The sequence below is a fragment of the Pseudomonas sp. R1-15 genome (assembly GCF_051132085.1).
Classification (GTDB): Bacteria; Pseudomonadota; Gammaproteobacteria; order Pseudomonadales; family Pseudomonadaceae; genus Aquipseudomonas.
In genome coordinates this window covers 3,012,276-3,036,150 of sequence record NZ_CP071660.1, presented here as the reverse complement: position 1 = coordinate 3,036,150, position 23,875 = coordinate 3,012,276, and the positions used below count along the sequence as shown (strand labels likewise).

Below are 23,875 nucleotides of genomic sequence, written 5' to 3'. Positions count from 1 at the left end.
TCAAATGAACTAATTTTCTCTATTTCAGTGGTTTTCGTTGCAGTAATGAGCTTTTCCGGCACAATTCAGCCTATTGAAATTCGATTCGAGACCAACTGATGTCCCTGACTCCTCAAGATGAACGACTCATCAAGGCGCTGGCCTTGGCCATCGTTGATCGCCCCCGGGCGACGCTCAAGGAACTGGCTGAAGCGGCTGGCGTCAGCAAGGCTACTCTGCATCGCTTTTGCGGCACCCGTGACAATCTGGTTCAGATGATGGAAAGCCATGGTGAGACGGTGCTGAACCAGATCACCACCACCACTGACCTGTTGCACGGCGAGCCGGTGCAGGCGTTGCGCAGTCTGATCAACGAGCATCTGGCGCATCGGGAAATGCTGGTTTTCCTACTCTTTCAGTACCGCCCCGACACGTTTGCGGTCAATGGTGAGGGCGACCGCTGGCAGACTTATGCCGATGCACTCGATGCCTTTTTCCTGCGTGGCCAGCAATCGGGCGCGTTCCGCATCGATGTCACCGCAGCGGTGTTCACCGAACTGTTCCTGACCATGATCTTCGGCATGGTCGATGCCGAGCGCCGTGGACGCGCGGCCAGTGCCAACTCGGCCAACGTGCTGGAACAGATGTTTCTGCACGGCGCCGCCACCGCTACGCCCGCCCCCTGATCCTCATTTTTTCCCGCAAAAAAAGCCCCGTGACCTATCGGTTCACGGGGCAAAAAAAGGTTGGATGCGCCAACCCAAAGGAGCTCCGGTAGGGCGTTACCTGACGGTTGTCGGCGTGGACCATCCTCCGCCCAGCGAACGGAACAGATCGACCAAAGCGATCTGCCGTTGCGTGCTGATCTCAATAAACGCTGTCTCGTTGACGAAGCTGGTGCGCTGCGCATCGAGATAACGCAGGTGGCTGTCGATACCGCCTTCATATCGAGCCCTGGCCAGACTCAGGGTTACAGTGCTGGTGTTGGCCAGTGCTCGGCGCGCGGCCTCCTCCCGGCGCAAGGTGTCGGTGGCAGCCAATGCATCGGCGACCTCGCGGAACGCCGTCTGAATCGTGCCTTCATAGGCCGCCACAGCTGAATCCTTGCGGGCTTCGGCCAGACTCAGCCCGGCACTATTGCGACCGGCATCAAACAACGGCAGCGAAAGGTTCGGCACAAAACTCCAGGAGCGCGAGCCACCGTCGAACAGACCGGACATTTGCGCGCTGGAAGTACCAAAGCTGCCGGTCAGGCTGATACGCGGAAAGAACGCTGCCCGTGCCGCGCCGATATCGGCATTGCGCGCTTGCAGTCGATGCTCGGCCGCAAGAATGTCCGGCCGGCGCTCGATCAGCGTCGACGTGGTGTCCGGGGCGATGTCCTGAACCAGCATCGGCTGCGTCGTCAGGCGCTCGGGAATCACTTTTCCTGCGTCCTTTGTCCCCAGCAGCAAAACCAGCGCGTTGAACGCCTGCTGCTTCTCGCGCAGATTGCGTTCCTGCTCGGCCCGCGCCTGCTCCACCAGCCCAAGCGCTTCCTGATAATCCAGCGCAGTCGCCGTACCGCTGGAGCGGCGCTGGCTGATCAGCGCGAACGAGTATTCGCGGCTGCTCAGTGTTTGTTGGGTCAAATCCAGACGACGCTGGGCGCCGTCATGAACCAGATAGGCCTGACTGACTTCGGCGATCAGCGCGATCTGCGCGGCGCGGGCGGCTTCTTCGGTGGCCAGATATTCCTGCAGCGCAGAGTCGCTGAGGCTTTTTACCCGGCCAAACAGATCCAGCTCGTATTCGGGCAGCGACAGGCCGACCTGATACTGGCTGGCCACTCCTGCCCGGCCATAGCTGGCCAGGCCCGAGGGCAAGCGCTGGCGATTGCCGGACGCGCTTGCATTCAGCCCGGGAACCCGATCGGCCCGCTGAATGCGGTACAGCGCCCGAGCCTGCTCGATGTCCAGAAGGGTCTGGCGCAATGAGCGATTGTTATCCAGCGCAACCTCCACCAGACGGCGCAGGTCGGGATCGACGATGAACGCCTGCCATGCTAATTGGTTGATCGGAACGCCTTGTTTCAGCGACTCGCCCGCCCAGTTGTCCGCGACCGGTGCAACGGGCCGATCATAGGTCGGCGCCAACGAGCAACCGGCCAGCAGTATGGCGATCACCAGCGCAGAAAATCCTGAAATACGCATGTGTCACTCCTGAGTCAAAGCGGGTTGTTCAATGGGCGCTGGTTTACTGCGCAACATCGACAGCACCCAGACAAAACAGATCGGGACAAACAACACCCCCAGCAGCGTCGCGCTGAGCATGCCGCCGATCACCCCGGTACCGATCGCCCGCTGACTCGCGGCCCCTGCCCCGGTCGCCAGTGCCAGCGGCACCACGCCGAGAATGAACGCCATGGACGTCATCACGATTGGTCGAAAGCGCAGCCGTGCGGCCTCGATCGCGGCGTCGCGCAGGCTGTAACCTTTCTCCCAAAGCTCCTTGGCGAACTCGACGATCAGAATCGCGTTTTTCGCTGCCAGACCGATGATGGTGATCAAGCCAACCTTGAAGTACACGTCGTTGGGCATGCCGGCGACCATCACCGCAAGTACCGCACCGATGGCGCCGATCGGCACAATCAGCATCACGGTCAGCGGAATCGCCCAGCTCTCGTACAGCGCCACTAACAGCAGAAACACCACCAGAATGGCCAGCGCGAAGAGTTGCGTGGCCTGACCGCTGGAGACCTTCTCCTGATAGGACAGACCGGTCCACTCGTAGCTGAAGCCGGCCGGCAATTGCGCGGCGATACGCTCCATTTCCGCCATGGCTTCACCGGTGCTGTAGCCCGGCCCCGCATCACCGACGATGCGCACCGACGGATAACCGTTGTAGCGCACTACCTGCACCGGACCTTCCTCCCAATGCGTGGTGACGAAGGCACTGAACGGCACCAGATCGCCCGCGGTGTTGTGTACATACAGCTTGAGCACGCTTTCCGGAGTCATCCGGTCGCCCTGCTCGGCCTGCACCACCACGCGCTGCTGGCGGCCAGCGTTGGTGAAGTCGTTGATCACCTCCGAACCGAAGGCGGCAGACAACGCACTGCTGATCGATTCAAAACTCACCCCCAGGGTGCGCGCCTTGTCACGGTCGATCACCACGCGCAATTGCGGCGACTCGGCCAGCCCTTCCATCATCGCGTAGAGAATTTTCGAGTTGCCGTTGGCCTGGCCAAGCACCTGATCACGGGCAGCGAGCAATGCTTCACGGCCCAGACCGGCACGATCCTGCAGGCGCAAGGCGAAACCACCGGAGTTGCCCAGCCCGTCAATCGGCGGCGGTGGCACGGCCATCACCGCACCGTCGTTGGCCACGGCAAATTGCTCGTTCAGCGCATTGACTTCTGCCATGGCCGATTGATCTTCGCCACGCTCTGACCAGTCCTTGAACACCGGGAACGCCAGCGCTGCGTTATCGCCCATCCCGGAGAAGCTGAAGCCGGACACCAGAAACGTCGACTGAATCCCGTCGCGGGTAGCCAAGTAGCGCTCCAGTTGTTCGCCGGTCGCTTCGGTACGGGTGCGGGTCGCACCCGGCGGCAGCTGGACGTCGACGATCATGTAGCCCTGATCCTCCACCGGCACGAACGATTCCGGCAGGCGCAGGTAGAAGAAACCGAGCATTGCGATAATGCCCAGGTACACCAACATCATCCGGTCGGCACGCGCCACCAGTCCGTTGTTCAGCACCGAGTAACGTTCGGTGAGATTAGCAAAACCACGGTTGAAGGCGCCGAAGAAGCCACGCTTTTCATGGTGCCCTTGTGGAATCGGCTTGAGCAGCGTGGCGCATAGCGCCGGGGTGAACGTCAGTGCGAGGAAACCGGAGAACAGAATCGACACCGCCAGTGATACCGAGAACTGCTGGTAGATCACACCGACCGAGCCGGACATGAATGCCAGCGGCATGAACACCGCCGACAGCACCAGGGTGATACCGATGATCGCGCCCGATACCTGCCCCATGGCTTTCACCGTGGCGTCGACCGGCGACAAGCCCTCTTCGGCCATGATCCGCTCGACGTTCTCCACCACGACGATTGCGTCGTCCACCAGAATGCCGATGGCGAGCACCATGCCGAACATGGTCATCATGTTCACCGAGAAGCCCAGCACGTACATCATCAGCAGCGTGCCGAGCAGACACACAGGCACCACAATCGACGGAATCAGGGTGTAGCGGATGTTCTGTAGGAATAGGAACATCACCAGAAATACCAGAACCATCGCTTCGATCAGGGTATGAATCACCTTCTCGATCGCGACATCGACGAAACGCGAGGTGTCGTAAGGAACGGAATATTCCACGTCATCCGGGAAGTAGGCCGACAGTTCGGCCAGGCGCTGCTTGACCGCGGTTGCGGTCTGGATCGCGTTGGCGCCGGGCGATAACTGGATCGCCGCTGCCACGGCGGGTCTGCCATTCAGACGCGAGTTGAAGTTGTAACTTTCCTGACCGATTTCCACGCGGGCGACGTCGCCCAGTTTGACTGTGGAACCGTCCTCGTTGGCACGCAGGACAATGCGTGAGAATTCTTCCGGATTGTCCAGCGTACCTTTCACCGCCAGGGTGGCGGTCAGTTCCTGCTGGCTGCTGGTCGGCGTACTGCCGAAGCTGCCGGCCGGCACTTGCACGTTCTGGCCACGGATGGCCGCGCTGACGTCGTCGATCGACAGCCCGTATCCCAACAGTTTCTGCGGGTCGAGCCAGACTCGCATCGCTGCTTCAGAGGAGAAGAACTGCAGCTTGCCGACGCCCGGGACCCGGCGCAGCTCGTTGTTGATATTGCGCGCGGCGTAGTCGCCCAGAGCGGTGGTGTCGCTGTGCTGAGTGCCTTCCTTATAGTTCAGCGCATAGATCAGCAGGAAACCGGCACTGGTCTGCTCCACCTCCAGACCTTGGGTGAGCACGGCTTGCGGCATCCGCGCTTCGGCTTTTTTCAGACGGTTTTGCACGTCAACCTGGGCGAGCTGCGGGTCGGTGCCTGGCTGGAACGTCACTGCAATCTCGGCGATACCGTTGGAGTTGTTGGTCGACTCGAAATACAGCAGGTTCTTCGCACCGTTGAGCGACTCTTCGATCACGCTAGTGACCGAGTCCACCAGCACCTTCGCAGAGGCACCGGGATAGGTCGCCGTCACCTTGATTTGCGGCGGCGCGACGTTGGGGTACTGTGCCACCGGCAGCATCGGAATGACCAGCAGACCGGCCAGAGAGATGAACAACGCTACCACCCAGGCGAAGTTCGGGCGTTTGATGAAAAACTGAGACATCGGAATATCCTCGCGGCGACGGCGCCCTTACTGTTTCGACTCAGGCGCCTGCGCCTGGGCTTGGGGCTGACCCGGCACGACCTTGGCGCCTGCCTGCAGGCCACTCAGGCCGCTGACAATCACCTGATCGCCAGCCTTCAGACCTTCACTGATCTGCCAGCGCGAACCCTGCATGGAACCGGTCACCACATTGCGCGCTTCGGCGCGGCCGTCGGTGCCGACCAGCATGACCTGCGCGCTGCCATCGCTGCCGCGCTGCACCGAGCGCTGCGGCACGAGAATGGCCTGGTTGTCGGTGCCTTGAGGTGTGCGCACGCGCACGAACATGCCCGGCAGCAACACACCGTCGCTGTTGGCGAACTTGCCACGCAACGAGACTTGGCCGGTGCCGCGGTCAACGGCGACATCGGTAAACATCAGTGCTCCCTGACGCTCGTAAGCAGTGCCGTCGACACGAATCGACAACGCCTTGTTGTCGTCGGCGGAGAGTTTTCCGCCTTTGAGCGATTCGCGCAGACGCAACGCGTCAGCGGCCGATTGGGTGAAGTCGACATACACCGGATCCAGCTGCTGAATCCGCGCCATCAACGTTGCGTCACCCTGACCGACCAAGGCACCCTCGGTGACCAGGGCGCGGCCGACACGCCCGGAAATCGGCGCGGTTACCGAGGCATAACCCAGGTTCAACCGGGCGCTTTGCAGATCGGCCTGGGCCGAACGCGTGGCCGCCTGTGCACTGCGCAAATCAGCCATGGCGCTGTCGTAGTCCTGCTGACTGACCGCCTCGATCTTCACCAGCGGTTCATAACGCTTGACCCGTGCCTGAGCCTCGAGTGCAACGGATTGCGCACGGGCCAGTCCACCCTCGGCGCGAGCCAGGGCTGCTTTCAGAGGTGCCGGGTCGATCTGGAACAGCAGGTCGCCGGCTTTGACATCAGCGCCCTCTTCAAAACGCTTCTGCATTACGATGCCCGGCACCCGCGCACGCACTTCCGCAACGCGCATCGGTTCCACCCGGCCCGGCAGCTCTGACGTAAGTGCCAGAGGTTCGGTCTTCACGGCTAATACTTCTACCGGGCGCGCCACTTCGGACATATCCGCCTGTTCATTCGCTGGTCCACACCCGGCCAGCGCAATGGCAACTGCCAACGACCCCGCCATCCCTACTGCACGCAAATTGCCCATAACTCACCCGAGGCTTGATTGAATTTGGCGCGAATGCTACTTTCCAAACTCCAATGAGTCAACGAAGACTCATATGAGAAAATATTGAATCTTACGTGACGGTCGCTTGAGGCTTGGTGATGAACCTTATTTACCAGGAAGAACGCCTGCTCAAATCGTTGACCGTGGCGGTCGTCAACCGGCCGAGGGCAACCATGAAAGAACTGGCGCAATTGGCAGGCGTGAGCAAGGCCACCCTGCACCGCCATTGCGGAACACGGGAAAATCTGGTGCAGAGACTGGAAGAACACGCCGAAGCAACGCTCAATCTGATTATCCGCCGCGCCGGTTTGCAGCATTCGCAGGCGCTGGACGCGTTACGTCGATTGATACGCGAACACCTCGCCCACCGCGAGTTGTTGGCGTTTCTGATGGCACATTACCGCCCCGACTTTCTCGATTTCGAACGGGGCGACACACGCTGGCAGTTTTACCTGGAGGCGCTGGACGGATTTTTTCTGAGAGGCCAGCAACAAGGGCTGTTTCGCATCGACATCACCGCCGCGATTTTCACCGAGCTGTTCATCACGCTGGTGTATGGCCTGGTGGATGCCGAACAGCGCGGGCGAGCCGCCAACGCCGATTCGGCACGCACCCTTGAGCAAATGTTCCTGCATGGCGCGCTGGCCGGTGGTCAATTGCGCGAGCAGGCCTGCGTGCCGGAAAAAATGTTCTAACGCTTAGAAATGGGTGAAGGCATCGCTGATGCTGGCGACCGGAGGGTGACTGGAATGATGGACAACCGTATGGCCAACTGGCCGGTGCTGCGAATACAGCGCACCCGAAACCAGTGCGACCGCGAGCAAAGCAAACAGGAACCGGCGCATCGAACACCTCCATCATCCAGCCGCGGGCTGAACGCAGTTTTATTGTTGTGGGCGCTTCGAGTCTGGCCCTCTAAGCGCGGTGAAAGCTTTGCAGATCGCGCCAGCGATTTTGCAAATCGTGCCAGTTCTTTCCGGCCAGCGGCGGCCGGTCATTCTGAGGGTTGAGCGGATGTCCACCATTCGGGGTACTGCGCTGCTGGGGTTCAAGGCATTTTGTGCCAGTCAGGGCATCGACCCGGAGTCGGCGCTGGCTGTGGTAGATCTGCCTGAAGACCCGCTGAATACTCGACTGTCCGGCGCGCAGTTCAATACCTTGATCGACTTGTGCGCTCAGCGCTCGAACAACCCGCTATTCGGCGTGCAGTTCGGCTTGCGCCAGGGCACGCAAAGTCTCGGCACCCTGCTCTACGCCATGCGCAGTTCAGCCACAGTCGGCGAGGCGCTGAATTTGCTGACATGTTATTTCCATATCCATAGCGACGGCGCGCTCGTGCAGCTTGAGCGTCAGGCCGGCAACGCCCTGCTGCTATATGACGTCACGGATGGCACCTTGATTTCGGTCCGCCAGACCGTGGAACTGGCGATGGGTATCGCCAGTTGCCTGCTGCGTGAACTGCTCGGGCATGCCTGGCAACCAAAAGCGCTGCTGTTGCGCCACAGTGCTCCGGACAACCGCCTGACCTATCGCGCCTTGCTCGGGGTGGCTCCGCGTTTCGACAGCCTGGTCAATGCCTGGGTGTTTGATGAGTCATTACTGACGACACCGCTGGGCACGACAGACGCCAGATACCAACAATTGTCTCGGCAACATATCGACGAACTGGCCCGTGTGACGCTAGAGGAATTGCCGTCTTACCTGCAAAAAAGGCTGCGCAATGAACTGGCCCGCGGCCCGGTCACGCTGCGTGACATGGCGGAATACATGATGATCAGTCCACGCACCTTGCAGCGCTATCTTCGAGCGCAGGGCTCGGGATTTCAGGAGTTGCTGGACCAGACGCGCCGAGCGATGGCCGCGCGAAACCTCTGCGATTCGTCGCTCAGCCTGACGCAAGTAGCTGGTCTGTTAGGTTACGCCGACCTGAGCGCGTTTTCCCGGGCATTCACGCGCTGGAACGGGGTCAGCCCGCAGCAGTGGAAACAACGCATGCAACACTTACCTCGGTAACTCGACATGGCTTGCAACCCGTTCATTCGCGCCATCAGCCTGACAGGTTTCGATCCATTCGCCCGGCGTCAAGGATTGGAGCCGAACGGAATGCTGCGCCAGGCGGGTCTGCCCGTCGCGTCACTGCAGCGCCTGGAAGACATCATGTCCTTTCGCAATTACTGCCGCTTGTTGACGCTGTGCCGGCAGTGCTCGAATAACGCATTGTTCGGTCTGGAGTTCGGCCTCCATCAGGGAGTCAACGTCTTCGGTGACATGTTTTTCCTGATTCGCAACACCCGCACCGTCGGCGACGCGCTGCGCGAACTGCGTGCCAATTTCGCCCTGTACAACGGCGCGGCGCATCTCTATCTGGAGGTGGCCGACGGCATCGCGTTACTGGGTTATCGAGCCAATGAGCAGGAGATCGACGGCCTGGCGCAGGCCGAAGAGCTGGCGTGCGGGGTCGGTCTGCGCCTGATGCAAACCCTCATCGGTGAACAATGGCAACCCGAGGCAATCATGCTCCGCCATGCGCCTTTGGCGGATGAAGGCCTCTATCGGCAGGCGCTAACCATCACGCCGACGTTTTCAGCCGCCCACACGGGATTGCTCTTCAACACCAGTGTGCTTGCGCAGCCGCTGGATTGCGCCAGTGAAGCCCTGCATCAGCTCATCGCTGAACATTTGGCAGGCATCGAACGCCTGTCGACCGACGCCATGCCGGGCTACGTCAGGCAATTGCTGCGCAATCTGTTGCCCAGCGGCCGTGCGACGATTGACAGAGTGGCCGACTGCATGGCCGTCACCCCGAGGTCCTTGCAGCGCCACCTGGCTGAGGAAAACACCTCTTTTCAGCAGTTGCTGGACGAGACGCGCCAGCAACTGGTGCGCAAATACCTGCAGGTCCCGACGATCAGTCTGCCGCAAGTAGCGCACCTGCTGGGCTACGCCGATGTCAGTACATTCTCGCGGGCTTTTCATCGATGGTTTGGGGTCTCGGTGCTGGAGTGGTGCAGGCAATCCGGAGTGAACAGACAGCCCTTATTGCTTCGCATTCGAGTGAAACAGCGACCTTGAATGTATTTACATGGAACTCTTTTGTGTTGGAAATCAGCACTACAGCAAAATGATTGTAGTAAGTAGCAGTCATCGGCCAATAGCTGTCAGCAGGAGCCATGCGGACGTAGGATGTGGGCTCACCACATCATTTCAACGAGGGTCTCTCCCTTATGAGTGAATCTGTATAGACAATCGTGACAAGCTAAGATCCAGGTGATGGGAGCGGACGTCATTATCGATTTCCCATCGGAGTCAGCGAATGGGGCGACACGCCGGTTCGCATCTGCAAACCGTCGAATTGTATGTTCGCCAAGCAATTTCTCTAAGGATTCCGAATGACCAAACATCCGTCAGCGCAGGAGCCTCTCTGGATATGGAGCAGTATCGATCCGCTAGTCTGCTTCGCTTCATACACTTTAATCTCTGCCCAAAGTGCTCGGTCAGGGAAACCAACTGCCGAGGCGTCCCAGCAGCTAGCCTGTTACGGACCTTAGTAGCACCCACTATGCTTGACCGACGGCCCGGCCGAGCCATCGATCACCCTCTGCTAGCCGGGAACCGACTCGAACTGCCTTGTAGGTGGATGGCTTGCCATATCATGATCGCAGCGGGTGAGTTGGAGCACGAGGCCCTTAAGTTCGTCGAGGTGATTTTCATACAGGCCACGCGGTGTCGTACCGATCTTGTTGCATAGGGCAGCCGCAGCGGCGACTGCAACGCCATGCTGTGCGCCGTTGCCCATGAATTTAGTCGCAGAACCAGCGACATGCGTGACACTGATGTGCTTCCCGGCCATCATCAGGTTCTCGATGTTAGCCGAGTAGAGGCAACGGTACGGGATCTCGTACGACTCCTTGTCACGTGCGTCGAAGATCCAGTCCTTGAGGCGGAAATTGTACTTGCCCTCGCCCGGTCCCCAAGCGCAGTGTATGCAGAACGATCCGTCATTGGCGATCAACGTGTCGGGGAATTGCTTATGGTCGCGGATGTCTTTTTCCGTGAGGATATAGTCACCGAGATATCGCCTGAACTCTCCCTGCGCAGTAACATGGGCGATCCACTCCAACTCAAGGTTCGCGTATTTCCTGGGCTCAAGATTCTTGACATTCGAGAACGTCCCATAGAGCGCTCGAAGTAGATAATCGCGGATATGCTCTCCCTCAACGTAGGGGTCGAGCCACTGGCCGTATTCCCAGAAATGGGTCGCAGGGAAAGTATCGGAGGATCTGCCAAACCTGAACTCCGGTGTGTCCGGATTTGCTCCGGCTTTCGGGCCAGGACCGTTTTCAATACCTGCCACAACCAACTGCCCACTGAGGTTTGCGTAGTCTTTGGATACTTCGGTCGCCCAAGGTACCTCTGGAAACGGAGCTGAGTGTTCAGCAATCCGTGTACGGAAGAACAATGTGTTGCCATGGTGCATGTCATCCCCGACGTCAGGCGCATAGTGCTCATTGAAATCTGACTTTGCCTCCCGTCCGAACATGGTCTGCGCCCCTGCAAGAACGCCCAGCATTGCCGTGCCAGTACAATCAATGAACACCGCGCCTTTGAAGCAGCGCTCATGGCCACCGCGAGCCTGAACGGCGTTGACCGAGACGATCCTCACGCCATCGGTGGCGACAGCGACAGTGCGATGTTCGAGGTACACTGTCGCGGTCGGCTCAGCTTCAAGCAATGTAAAGGCCACCAGGTCACCATCAGCGGTTCGCGCAGACAACTCCTTGAGCAGGGCGCCCTGAGTACCGCGCGGCATCAAACCAATCTCTTTGCTTGCATTGCCGCCGAGAACTGGGCGGTCGTGAATCAGCGCAACGCGCTGACCGAGACGCGCGGCGGCGAGCGCTGCTGCACAGCCGGAAATGCCACCGCCAACGACGACCACATCGTACTCTCCCGCATCAACCGGGTTGTCCGGAAGACCGCGCAGGGCCCTACGCCAAGCTCGGCTGGCCTCATTAACGTCGTTTGGCGGCAGCATTCCATCCACACGGAGATAGATTGCATCACAGCGCCCCTCGAAGCCTGTCAGGTCGTGTAGCGCCAAGCTCACATCGCCCTGCGGAAGCGAAACCTTTCCGGCGCACTGCCAGGACCAATCCTGCCCATTCGCGCCGAACTCCGTTTCGAGCAGAATGCCGTTGATCGACAGAGCGAACCGGCCGGGATGATGCGCAGGCACCCAGTCCTTTGCGCGCACCCACACCTCGTATTCACCAGCATTGGCGATAGCGACAACCGTTGTTGCATCGGACACTGGGCGACCAAGGCCATGGGCAAGCAAGTAGGGAGAGCCCATCACCGTTTCAAACTGGGAATCGAGGACCCAACCACCGTAGCTATCGAAATCTTCGGCTTCGATCAGGATTCCCGTTCCAGATGGCACTTGAGTGTGTTCTACATTGCTCATTGTTCTGACTCCGTTTGCTGGTGTTCTTGCGACGCCCTCTGCAAAAGAGCTCAGCTCTTATGTCGAGCCGGAGGCAACCAGTCGCACCTAACCAAGCCATCGCTAGCGATCGTTTCTTTTCTCGGGGTGACGAACCGTCTAGAACCAGGGGTAGAACGGCGGCATGCTGGACGCCTTGGCGGAGAAGCGCGCAGGCCGCTTATCGCGGAACGCCTGGACCCCTTCCCTGCCATCGGCCTGGCTGGTGTAGAACATGGCCAGCGACTCCACCTCATGCGCAGCGAGCGGGTGCGCCTGTGCGCTGTTTCGCCACAGCATCTGGCGTATGAGCCCTATCGATACCGGCGAACGGTCCTTGACCAGCGCAGTGGCGAAGGCGCGGGCCTCGTCCACCAGCGTTTCAGCGGGCAATATTGCCCGGATCAAGTCCTTTTCCAGCGCCTCGTTGGCGTCGAAGATCTCGGCCCGATAAAACCACTCCAGCGCCTGCTCCAAGCCCACAAGGCGCGGCAGGAACCAGCTGGAACAGCCCTCGGCAGTGACCCCTAGCTTGCCGAATACGAAGCCGAAGCGTGCCCTGTCGGAGGCAAAACGGAAATCCATGGGCAGCAACATAGTCGAGCCGACACCAATCGCTGGACCATTGACCGCGCCGATGATTGGCTTCAAGCAGTCGTACATCGCCAGCGTCACCCGCCCACCAGTGTCGCTCACGCCCTGCAGGACCTCCGGCGTATCCCGACGTTGGCGCACGTCCTCCAGCGTAGGAGTCAGGCTCTCATCCAGCCCGAAGACATTGCCGTCGACCGAGAGATCCATGCCCACACAGAAAGCTCGGCCATCCCCAGTCACGACGATGGCGCGCACGGTATCGTCGCCACTGGCACGCCGATAGGCATCGGCCAGCTCGCTACACATATCAACGGTGAAGGCGTTTAGTTGCTCGGGTCGCGACAGGGTGAGCAGCAGGATCCCGTCGTCCCCCACCTCATAGCGGATCGTCTTATAGGACATGGGCGCTCTCCTGCGTCAGCGCAGCGCCGCGAGCGATGGCCTGGCGACAGTCGCTCACCATGCGTTCGACGAGTTCGGCACAGCTCGGCACGTCCTTGATGAGGCCGATGCCCTGCCCTGCCCAGAGGAGGCCGCCATCCACTTCCCCGCCCTCCAATGCGGCACGCCCGCGCGCCCCCGCAACTAGGGCCCTGATATCCTCGTACGTCGCCCCTGGGCGTCGTTCTAGCGCCACCACTTCATCCGAGACGGCATTGCGGAAGACCCGGCCCGTGTTGCGGAAAACGCGGAAGATGAGATTCGTATCCAACTCGCTACCCGCTGCGACCGCATCCTTGATAGCGGCGTGGATCGGTGCTTCCTTCGTCAGCATGAAACGCGTGCCCATGTTGATGCCTTCCGCACCAAGCATCAGCGCCGCCGCCATGCCGCGGCCATCGGCGATGCCGCCTGAGGCAAGGATCGGAATCCCCAAAGCCGCCGCCGCAGCCGGGATAAGGACGAGGCCCGGCACATCGTCCTCGCCGGGATGACCCGCGGCCTCGAACCCATCGATGCTGACCGCATCCACACCCGCCCGCTCGGCCGACAGGGCATGACGGACCGCGGTGCATTTGTGGATTATCTTGATGCCTGCGGTTTTGAATCGCTCGATGAAGTCGGCGGGACTGCGCCCCGCCGTCTCCACCACCTTCACCCCGCTTTCGATGATGGCCGTCACGTAGTCCGCATAGGGTGGCGGCGTGGTGGTCGGCAGGACGGTGAGGTTGACGCCAAATGGCTGGTCGGTCATCGACCGGCACCGCGCAATCTCCGCTGCCAGCGCATCGGGCGTCGGCTGGGTCAGCGCAGTCAGTATGCCGAGGGCACCAGCGTTGGAGACCGCGCTGGCCAACTCGGCCCGACCGACCCACTGCATTCCCCCCTGAACAATCGGATATCGCGTACCCGTCAGCTCGGTAATTCTTGTACGCATTTAAACCCCCTTTGGACCATCAAGAAAAGGACATCGCAGATGCAATTGAGCGATCTGACGCCCCATAACTGTGCAGCACAAGATCGAAGCGCAAATTAACCTAACACACGTTACCTTAATGTTGCATGTTCGCCGCTTGCAACAAATTTCATCCAAGTACCGACGGCGGATTCGAAATGGCGCAGAAAGTTGCTCGGGCTGGGACGATGGAGAGCCGGACGACTAGGTAGTCGCTCGAAATTCCCGACAGGCCTCGCGTAGCCAGTTGAGCCGCTACGGCCTGGGCGCGCGACCGCTTTCCCCGCGTTGTCCGGCTGCGGATCGCAATGTTGAAATAGCTGATTGGTTTTCCATGCATGCTGACCGACAGCGACTCTTCGCACTCTTGCGCCTGGGGAAACAAAAAGTACTCGAGCTTAGTCGCCTGCAACGACTCGAAGCATGGCTAACCTCTCAATAACCCATTAGCTGGTTTGGCGACGCAGCCCCAGTCCCATGGCGAAATACCTGATGTATCGTTTCCTCTGAGAGCAATGGATATGCGCAAGAAACCCCGATCTTGGTTTGTCCGCTTTTGATCGTTTTCGCCGTTCTGTGGGCGATCGGGAAAAAGGAAACTCCTACATCTCAGACTCAGCCCGCAGCCCTCAGCACACCGGGTAAATCGACATCCGCACCGGCTGCATCTACCTCGCCAATAGCTGCACCACCCGACCAGTACGTGAGCACCGACAAGCTCAACATCCGGGATCAACCCGGCGGAAAAGTCATTTCGAAGCTTCAGCGCGGAGATAACGTGCAGGTATTTGAAAAACGAAACGAATGGGTACGCATAAGCATTGATGGCCAGCCGGCTAGATGGCTTTCCTCTAAACGTCTTTGCAGCGGATCGAACTGCTACGTCAGAACCCAGCCGAAATCACTACGACCCGCGCCACAACCTGCATATCGACCTGCCACCGAATACAGTTCTTCTTGTCCCTGCTCGTCCGGGAACGTTTGCATAGGCCCCAGAGGTGGTAGATATTGCATCACCTCAGGCGGAAACAAGCGTTACGGCGTATAGAATATTAGCGAACGGCTATTTCTTATTGAGCAGGCCACTAGGCGGCGTACGGCGTCGCTCAAACTCATCCCAGCTGTTTGCAGGGCGTTGCTCACCACAAATCACGCACGCATAAACGTCACTTGGTATCCCGAGGTAATACCCCTTACGAATATACGGGTGGATACACTTATTCGCTGATTCGTTGAGTTCAGTTGCGGGCCTCATCGCGCACCTTGCCTTCCAACAATTCCGCAAACGAGAACTCACTCGCGCGGAAGAGTTAAAAAGCCCGCACAATGTGCGGGCAAAAGGAGAATTTACATGAGCAGCCTGCAATGCCGTGGCAGGCATATATATTGGAAAGCATGGAAATGGGAGCCGTTTCATTTATTTCGACTTGGCGGTCGCGCGTCAGACAAACGGTTTCTGAAGCTCTCAGCTACCAGTAAGCCCAGCGTGGCGGGTGCGGTGCGCTAGCCAGGCTTGTTCATGGGCGACAGGTTGAGACGAGAACATCCGTGCAGCAGCATCCCTACGATGATCAATACACCTGCCCGCGTCCACGTTTCCCAACTCTGCTGGCTCAGCAGCACGAGACACGACGCGATGGCTAGCACCGGGACAAATGTAGGGACTCGGAAGTGACGCTCGTCGACTAGGTCGCGACGCAATACCAACACCGCGACGTTTGTGCTGAGAAAAACGAACAGCAAGAGCAATACGACCGTTTGCGCCAGCGTTGCCAAGGTACCAGTTAACGTCAGGGCAATTGCCACCACGGTGGTTGCGATAATCGCCGCCCATGGGGTTTGTCGTTTCGGCAGAACCGCACCCAAAATGCCTGGCAACAGTCCGAGGTTTGCCATGCCATATGTCAAACGACTGGCCATGATCATGGTTAACAGCGCACCGTTGGCGACAGCGATCAGCGCAATGAAGGAGAACAGTGTCGGCGGAATTTCGAGAGTCGATGCGCGGACAACTTCCAGTAACGGCGCCGACGTGGCGACCAACTTCTCGGTAGGCAGAACCGACGAGGCAGCCACACCCACCGCCATGTAAACCACGCCAGCGGTAAGCAAAGCCGCGAACAAAGCGCGGGGGTAGACCTTCCGCACATCCTTAATTTCCTCGGCCAGATTGGCCGAGGTTTCGAAGCCAACGAAGGAATAGAAAGCCAGCAATGCCGCCCCCAGCACGGCAAGCATGGGACTGACGCCAGGTTTGAACGTAAGCGTTCGCCCCAGATCCGCCTCGCCTGTGCGGAAATACCAGATGGCCGCCACGATCACCAAAATTAGCCCGGATAGCTCAATCACGGTCATCACCAGATTCGCGCCAAGCGACTCCTTGATCCCCTGCGCATTGAGCAGGCCAATAGCCAAGAGAAACACCAGAGCTGCAATTTGCGGCGATACGTCAACGAAGGCGTTGAGGTAATCCCCTGCAAATGCCAGCGACAACCCTGCAGCGCTGGTCATCGCGGCAGCCAGCATGCAAAAACCTACGAGGAAGGAAACAAGCGGTGACTTGAACGCCTTTTCAGCAAAAACCGAAGCCGCGCCGGCGTGGGGATACTTCGATACCAGCTCTGCGTAGGAACCCGCCGTCAACATGGCGAAGAATAGTGCAATCAGCAGCGGCACCCATATTGCGCCGCCCACCTCTCCCGCGATCGTGCCGGCAAGTGCATAAACGCCGGCGCCGAGTACATCGCCAAGAATAAACAGAAACAGCATCGGAAAAGTGATGGCCCGGCGCAGAGAAGTTTTATGAGTGGTAGCAGTCACGTTCATTCCTTAGTTCAGGTGTGATAGTCAGCTTCGGCGCGCGGAGCTGGATGCTTGTCACCTCAAACAATGGAAAATGTCGCGCACAGCAAAGTTCAATGCACGTCTCTGGGATAAACGGGTACGAAGTGGAAGATAATTTCCATCGCTGAGTCGGCGGCACTATTAGCGACTCGTGTTATCGCCACAAGCGCTCCTTTCACCCTAGAACACGCACACCACGCTCCTTGCTCCGTCTTTTTTTTGAACTTATACCGCGCTGCCGTCCGTCCGGTCAGAAATCTAGAGCAGGAAATTTTTGTTTATTCCCCTCCTCACAAATTATGCATGCGCCAACGCCAGCATTGGTGATCGCGCGAAAGCTAAGCATGAGGAAATCTGAATGTTTATTCATAACAAGCGACTTCAGTACACCGTTCGCGTTGCCGAGCCAAATCCAGGTCTTGCGAATCTGCTACTCGAACAATTCGGTGGCGCCAACGGCGAATTGGCAGCGGCAGCACGTTATTTTACTCAAGCGTTAGCAGAGGAAGATCCAGGGCGAAAAGATCTTCTGCTGGATATTGCCACCGAAGAATTGAGCCACTTGGAGGTTGTCGGCTCCATTATTGTGATGCTCAACAAAGGTGCGAAGGGTCAGCTCGCCGAGGGCGTCCAAGAGGAAGGAGAGCTATACCGAGCCCTAAATGGCGCCGGTAATGACTCGCACATCACAAGTCTGCTTTACGGCGCAGGCGCACCTCTCGTCAATTCGGCAGGTGTGCCTTGGACGGCGGCGTATGTTGACTCGATCACCGAACCTACAGCCGACTTCCGCTCGAACATTGCGGCGGAAGCAAGGGCAAAAATCCTCTACGAACGCTTGATCAACATTACTGATGATCCAGGTGTAAAGGAGGCGCTTGGTTTCTTAATGACGCGGGAAATCGCACACCAAAAGTCGTTCGAGAAAGCTTTGCATGCGATCCAACCGAACTTCCCGCAGGGCAAACTTCCGGGTATGCCAGAGTTCACCAACAAGTATTTCAGTATGTCGGGCCAGCCGAACGTACGAGGCCCGTGGAACGAGGGTGATGCTTGGGAGTACGTGGAAAATCCCGAACCGGCGGTAGACGGCGGCGATGGCCTGGCGTCGGTCAACCTTCCTGCCGAGGATGTAGATGTGTTGGAGGCGATGAAGACACGCACGGCCTCAGATTCGCTCAGCGAACCGGTTACCGGTGCTGACCTAGGCTCCGGTTATGTCCAAGGCAAAGACGTCTGAAAATAATAAGGCGGCCTCATGCCGAGGCCGCCACAAACTCGGATGACCGTAATGAAAAACTACAAAGTATCCTCGCTGACTACTGACCCTTTCCAGCATTTGATGGAGGCAGCTTCTGCTGGCTTTGAACATGACTGTCGGCAGGCCTGTCGAGGTTTAAGGGTGAACATGGCAGTAAATGCGTTCGGTATGGGGAAGCTAATTCCAAACAACCTTGCGAGCGAGGGCTACCCCGAACCCAGTGCACAGGAATTAACGAGACCGTACCTACGTTGACAATATAGGTTCGCGGTCTTACGGCGGCAAGAATACCGTATCGGATGGGGCTGATTAGCTCCCGCAAGAGGAAACTACAATGAGATTTACGAAGAATTCGGGATTTAACATCAGGGTCGTAAATGCACATAGACCTACATTTTTATTCGGTAGCGCAATCTTCTTAGCCGGCACGCTGATGATGTTTTCCGATATTGTAAGCATCGTTTTAAAATCCATGTAGGCAGGCGTGCCCGCCCAAGCCGGATGTGACCAATGCACGCTCAAATCACGAAACTAAGCCTCTACCCGATTCCGCCCTTTAGATTTCGCCGCGTACAGCAAACGGTCAGCTTTGATCAGAAACTCTTTTGGACTCTCCTCTCCTGTTCTAGAGGTCGAGACTACACCTGAGCTTATGGTGACTATTTCGAAGGGGCTCGCTGAATGTTGAAGATTTGCATTCGATAGGGAAAGCCTAATATTTTCTGCAACCATGACCGCACCTGCCAGTTCAGTGTCCGGAAGCAAAACTACGAACTCCTCCCCACCGTAGCGAGCAGCGATATCACCCGGTCTGTTGACGTTGGCTGCAATAAGGTTCGCTACGTGTACAAGACAATCGTCGCCGCTTAGATGGCCGTAACGGTCATTATATTGTTTGAACAAATCTATATCCAAAAGGATTACGGATATGCTTGTCTGATTTCTCGTGGCACGCTTCCATTCTTTATCCATAGCCAAGTCAAAGCTTCTCCTATTTGCTAGAGAAGTAAGACCATCTGTATGGGCTATCACTTCTAACTCCTTTCGGATTATTTTTAGCTCGTACTCTGCAACTAGCAGCTGTTGGATCTGCCGATAAAGCAAGCTACCTAAAACTGCCAACGCCAGTATGATGGAACCTACCAGTGCAACCGATTGGTAAACATATGACCACCAAGGGGCAAATACATGCTCGTACGACACGCCAGCTGCTGCGACGATGGGCAGCCCAGCCAGACGACGATAGGCGTAGATCCGCTCGATACCATCCACGATAGATTTAATGACTGCAGTCCCGCTATCGCTCTCAGGTAGATACCTGCTAAAAATTTCGCCTTTGGAAAGATTAGTTGTCATCAATGCTGCGACGGTCGGGCGTCGCGCGAGGAGTTCGCCGTTATCGAGTGCTAGGAAAATTACCCCTTCGTCGTCCACGGCCATACGTTTGAAAAAGCTTTGAAAATATAAAACCGGAACCGTGGCTAACGCAACCCCTGCAAAAGCTCCATCGGCTGTTTGGATACGCCGACTTATAGGGATCACCATATCCCCTGTCGTTCGACTTTCCACTATCGAGCCAACGTGGATGGACTGGTCATCGTGCTCACGGTGATATCGAAAGTAAGCTCTGTCGCCGTTGTTTTTGGTTTGCAAACCTTCGGAAAACGAATTGGCCATCCAATTGCCTTGAGCATCGAAGATGAATAGGCCCTGAACGCCTTCAATGTCGTTAACTTGGCGGGCCATCAGCTTCGCCAACCGCTCCTGTTGATCAGGGCCGCTTCCATCGTGCGCCACACGCTCAGCAAGATCCCGCAAGGTATTGTCGGCCTGCAGCATCGTGTCACGGGCCTGCTGTTCAGCGGCAAGTACAATGTTCGAAACAGTTATTTTGGCCGCGTCTACTCGCTCACCGGACGACTGCACAATCTGCCAAGCAGTAGCAAGGATCAACGATAAACAAACTAGAAGAACGAAACCTATCAGCGAAAGGGACAGCGCTTTAGGTGTCAGCCTTGCGTAGATCGGTAAGGAGAGCGTCATATATACGTCTTCAAATTAGCGGTGGGCTCAAACGAGCAATTTTTATACCGGCGTGGAAATTAAAGCGTTCACCCGCAGCTTCGGATCTCTGAAAATCTGCGCAGACAGGCGTTATTTCTTCACATACCCCACCGCAGATTCCCACCTACACACCTAGATGCTTCATAAACCTATCGATTGAAGATTGCGAATCGCAGCGACCCCCACTTTCTTCATCGTAGGAGGATCACCGTCTTGGGTACCTCAGACCCACGAATGGGCATGATGGCGTGAATCGTTCCGGGCTTTCAGCACAGGTCACTGCCACCCTAACCTTGAAATGATTTCTCGCCGGTAAGGCGTATCGATCTGCGGCGGCACTTGTTTGATGTAGTCGCGCGCGTTCTCAAGTGTTTCTCCGCTTAAGCCGGCGAGATAGCCAATAGCGTCCTCGGCTGCGGGGACGAGCCCCTCAACGCCTCCGAATCTTGGTGGCAGTCCTGTCCAAACTACCGCGTCCAATCGGCGGGCGATCGCCCATTCAGCGATGATTCCCGCTGCGTTCGTACCGACCACGAAACTACCGATGCCATCCTCCCGGTCTTGAGGAACCCCCTCCCGAATTATAAGAGCCTCGCGTGCCTCATCAAGGTTGTCCAGATCCAATACCGTCCAAAGCACTTTGCACCCAGGTGCGTTTGCGCAGATGGCTGTCGTAAGATCGCCGTTATCACTGACCCGCGCGAACTCGATGGGCAACACGGGGCCGTCCATAAACCACTCGCTCGCAAGCGGTAAGGCGCCTGGTTTCCAGATCAACGATCCCCATCCTAGACATGCGATCACCATGATCTGCACCTGAGTTAGAAATTAAGTTCACTTGAAATGCGGCGAGACCTCCGGTCGGCCGCATTCACAGCATTGCGGCGCAATGGGCACCGCACCTCCCTGGGCAGGTGGTCTGTTTACCCTTTCGTTTTTCTAGGATCTGCTGAACGAGGAAATGTACGCTCCTCTTGGATCGTGCCGTCCTCTTTGTGGATTTTGAGAGAGGCTGTCTTGCCCTGAAGAAATTCGCTCGCTATCTCGGTGATTTCTGCTTTGGTAGATGCGGTCTTGGAGGCACGTTGCGCGCCCTCTTTGACGAGCTCCCAAAGTTTTTCCGTTTTTTTGATGTGATAGTTATCCATTGGCTCACCTCTGACATGACGATCAATACCTGTCAGGTTGACCATAGGAGAAGCGAAGAGTTTGAACGGATTGGCGGCATTCTGGATGCTTACGAAAATCCTCTTGAGTTTCCTCGGGACGTGGGCGCAACGCCCGAAGCATGGGACTAGCCGCTACACAGCAGTAAGAGCTTTAGCATGGCAAAGCTCAAACAGTCCTGGTTCGCTGTAAGCGTGGCTTTCTGGCGCGGTTTGAGATCTCGGGCACTGGGCCTTCGCCGTTCTGCTGCCTACAAAGAAATTCACGTATCAAGGCAGCAGTTCGCCCGGCACTGGTCACTACGAAGAAATGCCCCTCGCCCTTAAGCACGCGGAGTTCGGATCGTGGAATTGAGCATTTCAGGATGTGCGCGTTGTAAGGTTGTACCACGGTGTCACGGTCGCCGATCAGAATAAGCGTGCGCGAGCGCAGACGGAATAACCGCAGCAGACTTGTCCAGCCTACCAAAGCGGCTAGCTGGTGATGATAGGTTCGCAGGCGTACGGTTAGCATTCGCTTTACAACACCGAAACGCAGCAGCGCCTGTGTCGAACTGGCTGAACCATCTCGTTCGGGCTGTTTGCCGCCTGCGCTCCCTCTAAAAAATTCCAGGATGTCGGCGGGCTTTACCAGTAGCACCGGGCCCGCAGAGGTCGCCGCCAAGATAAGCCTTCGTACCATGGTGGGATGACGAAGAGCCAACTCTTGCGCCAATGCACCGCCCCAGCTCACGCCGAATACATCAATATGGTCGATGCCCAGTTGCTTTAGCATTTCGGCGATCAGATCGGCATGGCTTGGCAAACGCATCGGCCAGCGAGGCATCTGCGATTTGCCGACACCAGGCACGTCCAGCGTGATCGTCGTGTAGTCGCTTAGTTCGTCGCGCAAAGCATCGAAGGTTTTAATCAAACCTCCCAAACCGTTGAGTAGGAGTAAGGGTGGGCCTTGGCCGGCGGTTGAGACATTCACCTGCAAGTCTTTAACTGTCATCATTCGGCTCGGCATGGATACCTCCTCTGTCATCCGTTCAGCAGTCTAGATGAGCTGTAAAAACTCGATTTTTTCGGCAATAGACAGCCTGATAGATGCTTCAAACTAACTTTCGAACATCTTCACCGGAGCCGTACACGTTACTGGGCGCCACAATAAAAGAACCCGAGTCGGCGCGGGTTCAACCGGGACGTAAGGATGAAACCAATTCTCGAAGAGTTGCCTTGTGGCCTTCGAGTCCCTCACTTGCAAGTTCGTATTCTCGTAACGCGCCCAAGCGCCCGCCATCTCTGCTGCTCTGAACGAGCCGACCAAGGAGCAACTGTTTTTCATGCAACGCTCTAATGGCCACCCAGAGTGCTTCCTCAATCGTTTCATCCTGCGCATGAAATAATGCGGCGGCGGTATAGGCATGACCGGTATGGCAGCGAAACCGGGGCGATGACGCGTGTACCTCCCACAGAGCGCCTCCGCACTCAGGACAGGAGATGCCTGCGACTCGGCCGATCTCATCCAGCGCGGAGGTACCTCCCTTACTGAAGTCCTCAGCCAGATCATTCTCCGTTGCGAATGGCTCGATACGTTTTGACTCAGAAGCCGCTGTCGCCTCCGCTGTACGCTGATTGATGACCTGTACGAGCCTCTTACTCAACTCGGTGAGCGGCAAGCATCCGTCCACGGTCACATGCCGGAGAGCGTTCGTTGGCATTGAGGGCGCTTCAGCAGTCTCAGGATCTTGTACGAAGGCCAGTCCGCCATAGGCTTTTATCGCCTGAAGCCCAACTACACCGTCATCAAGCTCGCCGGTCATCAACACCCCTATGACACTGCTTCCGTAGCTGATGGCAGCCGATCTAAACATTGGATCAATCGCGGGCCGCGAGTGGTTTTCCTTGGCGCTTCGAGTGATCTGAATAGCTCCTTTTTTGACAAGGAGATGCTTATCGGGAGGGGCTATGTATACACGACCCGTCACTACCTGCTCTTGGCTCAAAGCGAAGCCGACGGGCAATTGGCTCGACTGGGTTAGAAGGCTAGGGAGAGCACTAGGTTGGTCTCCGATGTGCATCGTGACGAAGACAGCCGCATTAAAATCAGACGGAAGCTCGGCAAGAAACTCACGCAGTGCAGCGAGTCCGCCGCTGGACGTTCCGATGACTATAACTGGGTGGTTGTGGTTTTCTTGCTGCATGGATCGATCCTGGTTGCTAGCTGTCGCACGCTCGAATTTGACTCATCTGCCTCAACTAATTCGCGATAAGTGCTTGCCGATCTTCCCCGGTGATGCGCTTACCCTGTTCCTAGTTTCGATAGATACCTCTGAAGGAAGGTTCGAAAAATTGAGCAATGTTTGATCTAGATCAAGGGATTGCTACGCAGCATTCATAGCCTCAAGCGCACAACTGGAGATGAATTCCATGCTAGCGCAGGAGATCAGAACGCGAGGCGCCACACGCTCTTCAATACGCTGCGAGGACATCTGTGGGGACTTGACCTGCGTCGAGCGTCCCGGGAGCTCCACGCGTTTTCACGGCACACGCGGCATTTTCGCTTACACTCAT

Annotated in this window: 19 protein-coding genes; 6 read left to right on the top strand and 13 right to left on the bottom strand. The window is 57.4% G+C overall.

The features are described from left to right. The first annotated feature begins 98 nt into the window (after nt 1–98). Nucleotides 99–665 carry a TetR/AcrR family transcriptional regulator gene (locus tag J3P97_RS13660; protein WP_434674487.1) on the top strand — a complete coding sequence of 189 codons (567 nt, stop codon included), beginning with the start codon at nt 99–101 and terminating at the stop codon, nt 663–665. Between the two features lie 96 nt (nt 666–761). On the opposite strand, the gene J3P97_RS13655 is transcribed toward J3P97_RS13660, so the two are convergent. Genes J3P97_RS13655 through J3P97_RS13645 form a run of 3 tightly spaced genes read right to left on the bottom strand, consistent with a single transcriptional unit; the run spans nt 762 to nt 6,491 of the window. Beyond that, nucleotides 762–2,171 carry an efflux transporter outer membrane subunit gene (locus J3P97_RS13655; protein WP_434674486.1) on the bottom strand — a complete coding sequence of 470 codons (1,410 nt, stop codon included), beginning with the start codon at nt 2,169–2,171 and terminating at the stop codon, nt 762–764. A gap of 3 nt (nt 2,172–2,174) precedes the next feature. Next, nucleotides 2,175–5,306 carry a multidrug efflux RND transporter permease subunit gene (locus J3P97_RS13650; RefSeq protein WP_434674485.1) on the bottom strand — a complete coding sequence of 1,044 codons (3,132 nt, stop codon included), beginning with the start codon at nt 5,304–5,306 and terminating at the stop codon, nt 2,175–2,177. A 27-nt stretch (nt 5,307–5,333) separates the two neighbouring features. Beyond that, a complete protein-coding gene (locus J3P97_RS13645; protein ID WP_434674484.1) occupies nt 5,334–6,491 on the bottom strand; it encodes a MexC family multidrug efflux RND transporter periplasmic adaptor subunit in 1,158 nt (385 codons plus the stop codon). Between the two features lie 119 nt (nt 6,492–6,610). Here J3P97_RS13645 and J3P97_RS13640 point away from each other — a divergent pair, with 119 nt between their 5' ends. After that, nucleotides 6,611–7,207, top strand: coding sequence for a TetR/AcrR family transcriptional regulator (locus J3P97_RS13640; protein WP_434674483.1), 597 nt, complete (start codon nt 6,611–6,613; stop codon nt 7,205–7,207). A gap of 3 nt (nt 7,208–7,210) precedes the next feature. Here the strand turns inward: J3P97_RS13640 and J3P97_RS13635 are convergent, their stop codons facing one another. Beyond that, the gene (locus J3P97_RS13635; protein WP_434674482.1) at nt 7,211–7,357 is read right to left on the bottom strand and encodes a hypothetical protein; all 147 of its coding nucleotides are present in this window, start codon (nt 7,355–7,357) and stop codon (nt 7,211–7,213) included. A 169-nt stretch (nt 7,358–7,526) separates the two neighbouring features. Here J3P97_RS13635 and J3P97_RS13630 point away from each other — a divergent pair, with 169 nt between their 5' ends. Both J3P97_RS13630 and J3P97_RS13625 read left to right on the top strand, forming a co-directional pair. Further along, nucleotides 7,527–8,525, top strand: coding sequence for an AraC family transcriptional regulator (locus J3P97_RS13630; RefSeq protein ID WP_434674481.1), 999 nt, complete (start codon nt 7,527–7,529; stop codon nt 8,523–8,525). A 90-nt stretch (nt 8,526–8,615) separates the two neighbouring features. Beyond that, entirely contained in the window at nt 8,616–9,584 is a 969-nt protein-coding gene (locus tag J3P97_RS13625; protein WP_434674480.1) for an AraC family transcriptional regulator ligand-binding domain-containing protein, read from the top strand. 529 nt (nt 9,585–10,113) lie between these two features. Here the strand turns inward: J3P97_RS13625 and J3P97_RS13620 are convergent. From J3P97_RS13620 to J3P97_RS13610, 3 genes are all read right to left on the bottom strand, one after another. Continuing rightward, the gene (locus J3P97_RS13620; protein WP_434674479.1) at nt 10,114–11,976 is read right to left on the bottom strand and encodes an FAD-dependent oxidoreductase; all 1,863 of its coding nucleotides are present in this window, start codon (nt 11,974–11,976) and stop codon (nt 10,114–10,116) included. A 138-nt stretch (nt 11,977–12,114) separates the two neighbouring features. Next, nucleotides 12,115–12,990, bottom strand: coding sequence for a crotonase/enoyl-CoA hydratase family protein (locus J3P97_RS13615; protein WP_434674478.1), 876 nt, complete (start codon nt 12,988–12,990; stop codon nt 12,115–12,117). After that, nucleotides 12,980–13,966, bottom strand: coding sequence for an NAD(P)H-dependent flavin oxidoreductase (locus J3P97_RS13610; RefSeq protein WP_434674477.1), 987 nt, complete (start codon nt 13,964–13,966; stop codon nt 12,980–12,982). Before J3P97_RS13610 ends, J3P97_RS13615 begins: the two co-directional genes overlap by 11 nt. Before the next feature lie 721 nt (nt 13,967–14,687). Here J3P97_RS13610 and J3P97_RS13605 point away from each other — a divergent pair. After that, nucleotides 14,688–15,032 (top strand): SH3 domain-containing protein, encoded by a 345-nt coding sequence (locus J3P97_RS13605; protein ID WP_434674476.1) that lies wholly within the window; start codon nt 14,688–14,690, stop codon nt 15,030–15,032. A 455-nt stretch (nt 15,033–15,487) separates the two neighbouring features. Here the strand turns inward: J3P97_RS13605 and J3P97_RS13600 are convergent, their stop codons facing one another. Continuing rightward, a complete protein-coding gene (locus J3P97_RS13600) occupies nt 15,488–16,753 on the bottom strand; it encodes an APC family permease (protein ID WP_434674556.1) in 1,266 nt (421 codons plus the stop codon). A gap of 433 nt (nt 16,754–17,186) precedes the next feature. On the opposite strand from J3P97_RS13600, the gene J3P97_RS13595 reads away from it, so the two are divergent. Continuing rightward, entirely contained in the window at nt 17,187–18,068 is an 882-nt protein-coding gene (locus J3P97_RS13595; protein WP_434674475.1) for a manganese catalase family protein, read from the top strand. Nucleotides 18,069–18,620: 552 nt separating this feature from the next. Here J3P97_RS13595 and J3P97_RS13590 read toward each other — a convergent pair. From J3P97_RS13590 to J3P97_RS13570, 5 genes are all read right to left on the bottom strand, one after another. Beyond that, on the bottom strand, nt 18,621–20,132 hold the full coding sequence (locus J3P97_RS13590; RefSeq protein WP_434674474.1) for a sensor domain-containing diguanylate cyclase: 1,512 nt from the start codon (nt 20,130–20,132) through the stop codon (nt 18,621–18,623). Nucleotides 20,133–20,429: 297 nt separating this feature from the next. Beyond that, nucleotides 20,430–20,885: a hypothetical protein gene (locus J3P97_RS13585; protein ID WP_434674473.1), complete on the bottom strand. Its 456-nt coding sequence runs from the start codon at nt 20,883–20,885 to the stop codon at nt 20,430–20,432. A gap of 191 nt (nt 20,886–21,076) precedes the next feature. Then, the gene (locus tag J3P97_RS13580) at nt 21,077–21,301 is read right to left on the bottom strand and encodes a DUF2188 domain-containing protein (protein WP_041478933.1); all 225 of its coding nucleotides are present in this window, start codon (nt 21,299–21,301) and stop codon (nt 21,077–21,079) included. Between the two features lie 187 nt (nt 21,302–21,488). Then, nucleotides 21,489–22,328, bottom strand: coding sequence for an alpha/beta fold hydrolase (locus J3P97_RS13575; protein ID WP_434674472.1), 840 nt, complete (start codon nt 22,326–22,328; stop codon nt 21,489–21,491). Nucleotides 22,329–22,494: 166 nt separating this feature from the next. Next, nucleotides 22,495–23,505, bottom strand: a complete 1,011-nt coding sequence (locus J3P97_RS13570) for a chemotaxis protein CheB (protein WP_434674471.1) — start codon at nt 23,503–23,505, stop codon at nt 22,495–22,497. Nucleotides 23,506–23,875 lie beyond the last annotated feature (370 nt).

Coding starts and splice junctions, on each gene's coding strand:
- J3P97_RS13660 (WP_434674487.1), top strand. CDS start 99: ATGTCCCTGACTCCTCAAGATGAACGACTCATCAAGGCGCTGGCCTTG.
- J3P97_RS13655 (WP_434674486.1), bottom strand. CDS start 2,171: ATGCGTATTTCAGGATTTTCTGCGCTGGTGATCGCCATACTGCTGGCC.
- J3P97_RS13650 (WP_434674485.1), bottom strand. CDS start 5,306: ATGTCTCAGTTTTTCATCAAACGCCCGAACTTCGCCTGGGTGGTAGCG.
- J3P97_RS13645 (WP_434674484.1), bottom strand. CDS start 6,491: ATGGGCAATTTGCGTGCAGTAGGGATGGCGGGGTCGTTGGCAGTTGCC.
- J3P97_RS13640 (WP_434674483.1), top strand. CDS start 6,611: ATGAACCTTATTTACCAGGAAGAACGCCTGCTCAAATCGTTGACCGTG.
- J3P97_RS13635 (WP_434674482.1), bottom strand. CDS start 7,357: ATGCGCCGGTTCCTGTTTGCTTTGCTCGCGGTCGCACTGGTTTCGGGT.
- J3P97_RS13630 (WP_434674481.1), top strand. CDS start 7,527: ATGTCCACCATTCGGGGTACTGCGCTGCTGGGGTTCAAGGCATTTTGT.
- J3P97_RS13625 (WP_434674480.1), top strand. CDS start 8,616: ATGCTGCGCCAGGCGGGTCTGCCCGTCGCGTCACTGCAGCGCCTGGAA.
- J3P97_RS13620 (WP_434674479.1), bottom strand. CDS start 11,976: ATGAGCAATGTAGAACACACTCAAGTGCCATCTGGAACGGGAATCCTG.
- J3P97_RS13615 (WP_434674478.1), bottom strand. CDS start 12,990: ATGTCCTATAAGACGATCCGCTATGAGGTGGGGGACGACGGGATCCTG.
- J3P97_RS13610 (WP_434674477.1), bottom strand. CDS start 13,966: ATGCGTACAAGAATTACCGAGCTGACGGGTACGCGATATCCGATTGTT.
- J3P97_RS13600 (WP_434674556.1), bottom strand. CDS start 16,753: ATGCTGTTTCTGTTTATTCTTGGCGATGTACTCGGCGCCGGCGTTTAT.
- J3P97_RS13595 (WP_434674475.1), top strand. CDS start 17,187: ATGTTTATTCATAACAAGCGACTTCAGTACACCGTTCGCGTTGCCGAG.
- J3P97_RS13590 (WP_434674474.1), bottom strand. CDS start 20,132: ATGACGCTCTCCTTACCGATCTACGCAAGGCTGACACCTAAAGCGCTG.
- J3P97_RS13585 (WP_434674473.1), bottom strand. CDS start 20,885: ATGGACGGCCCCGTGTTGCCCATCGAGTTCGCGCGGGTCAGTGATAAC.
- J3P97_RS13580 (WP_041478933.1), bottom strand. CDS start 21,301: ATGGATAACTATCACATCAAAAAAACGGAAAAACTTTGGGAGCTCGTC.
- J3P97_RS13575 (WP_434674472.1), bottom strand. CDS start 22,328: ATGCCGAGCCGAATGATGACAGTTAAAGACTTGCAGGTGAATGTCTCA.
- J3P97_RS13570 (WP_434674471.1), bottom strand. CDS start 23,505: ATGCAGCAAGAAAACCACAACCACCCAGTTATAGTCATCGGAACGTCC.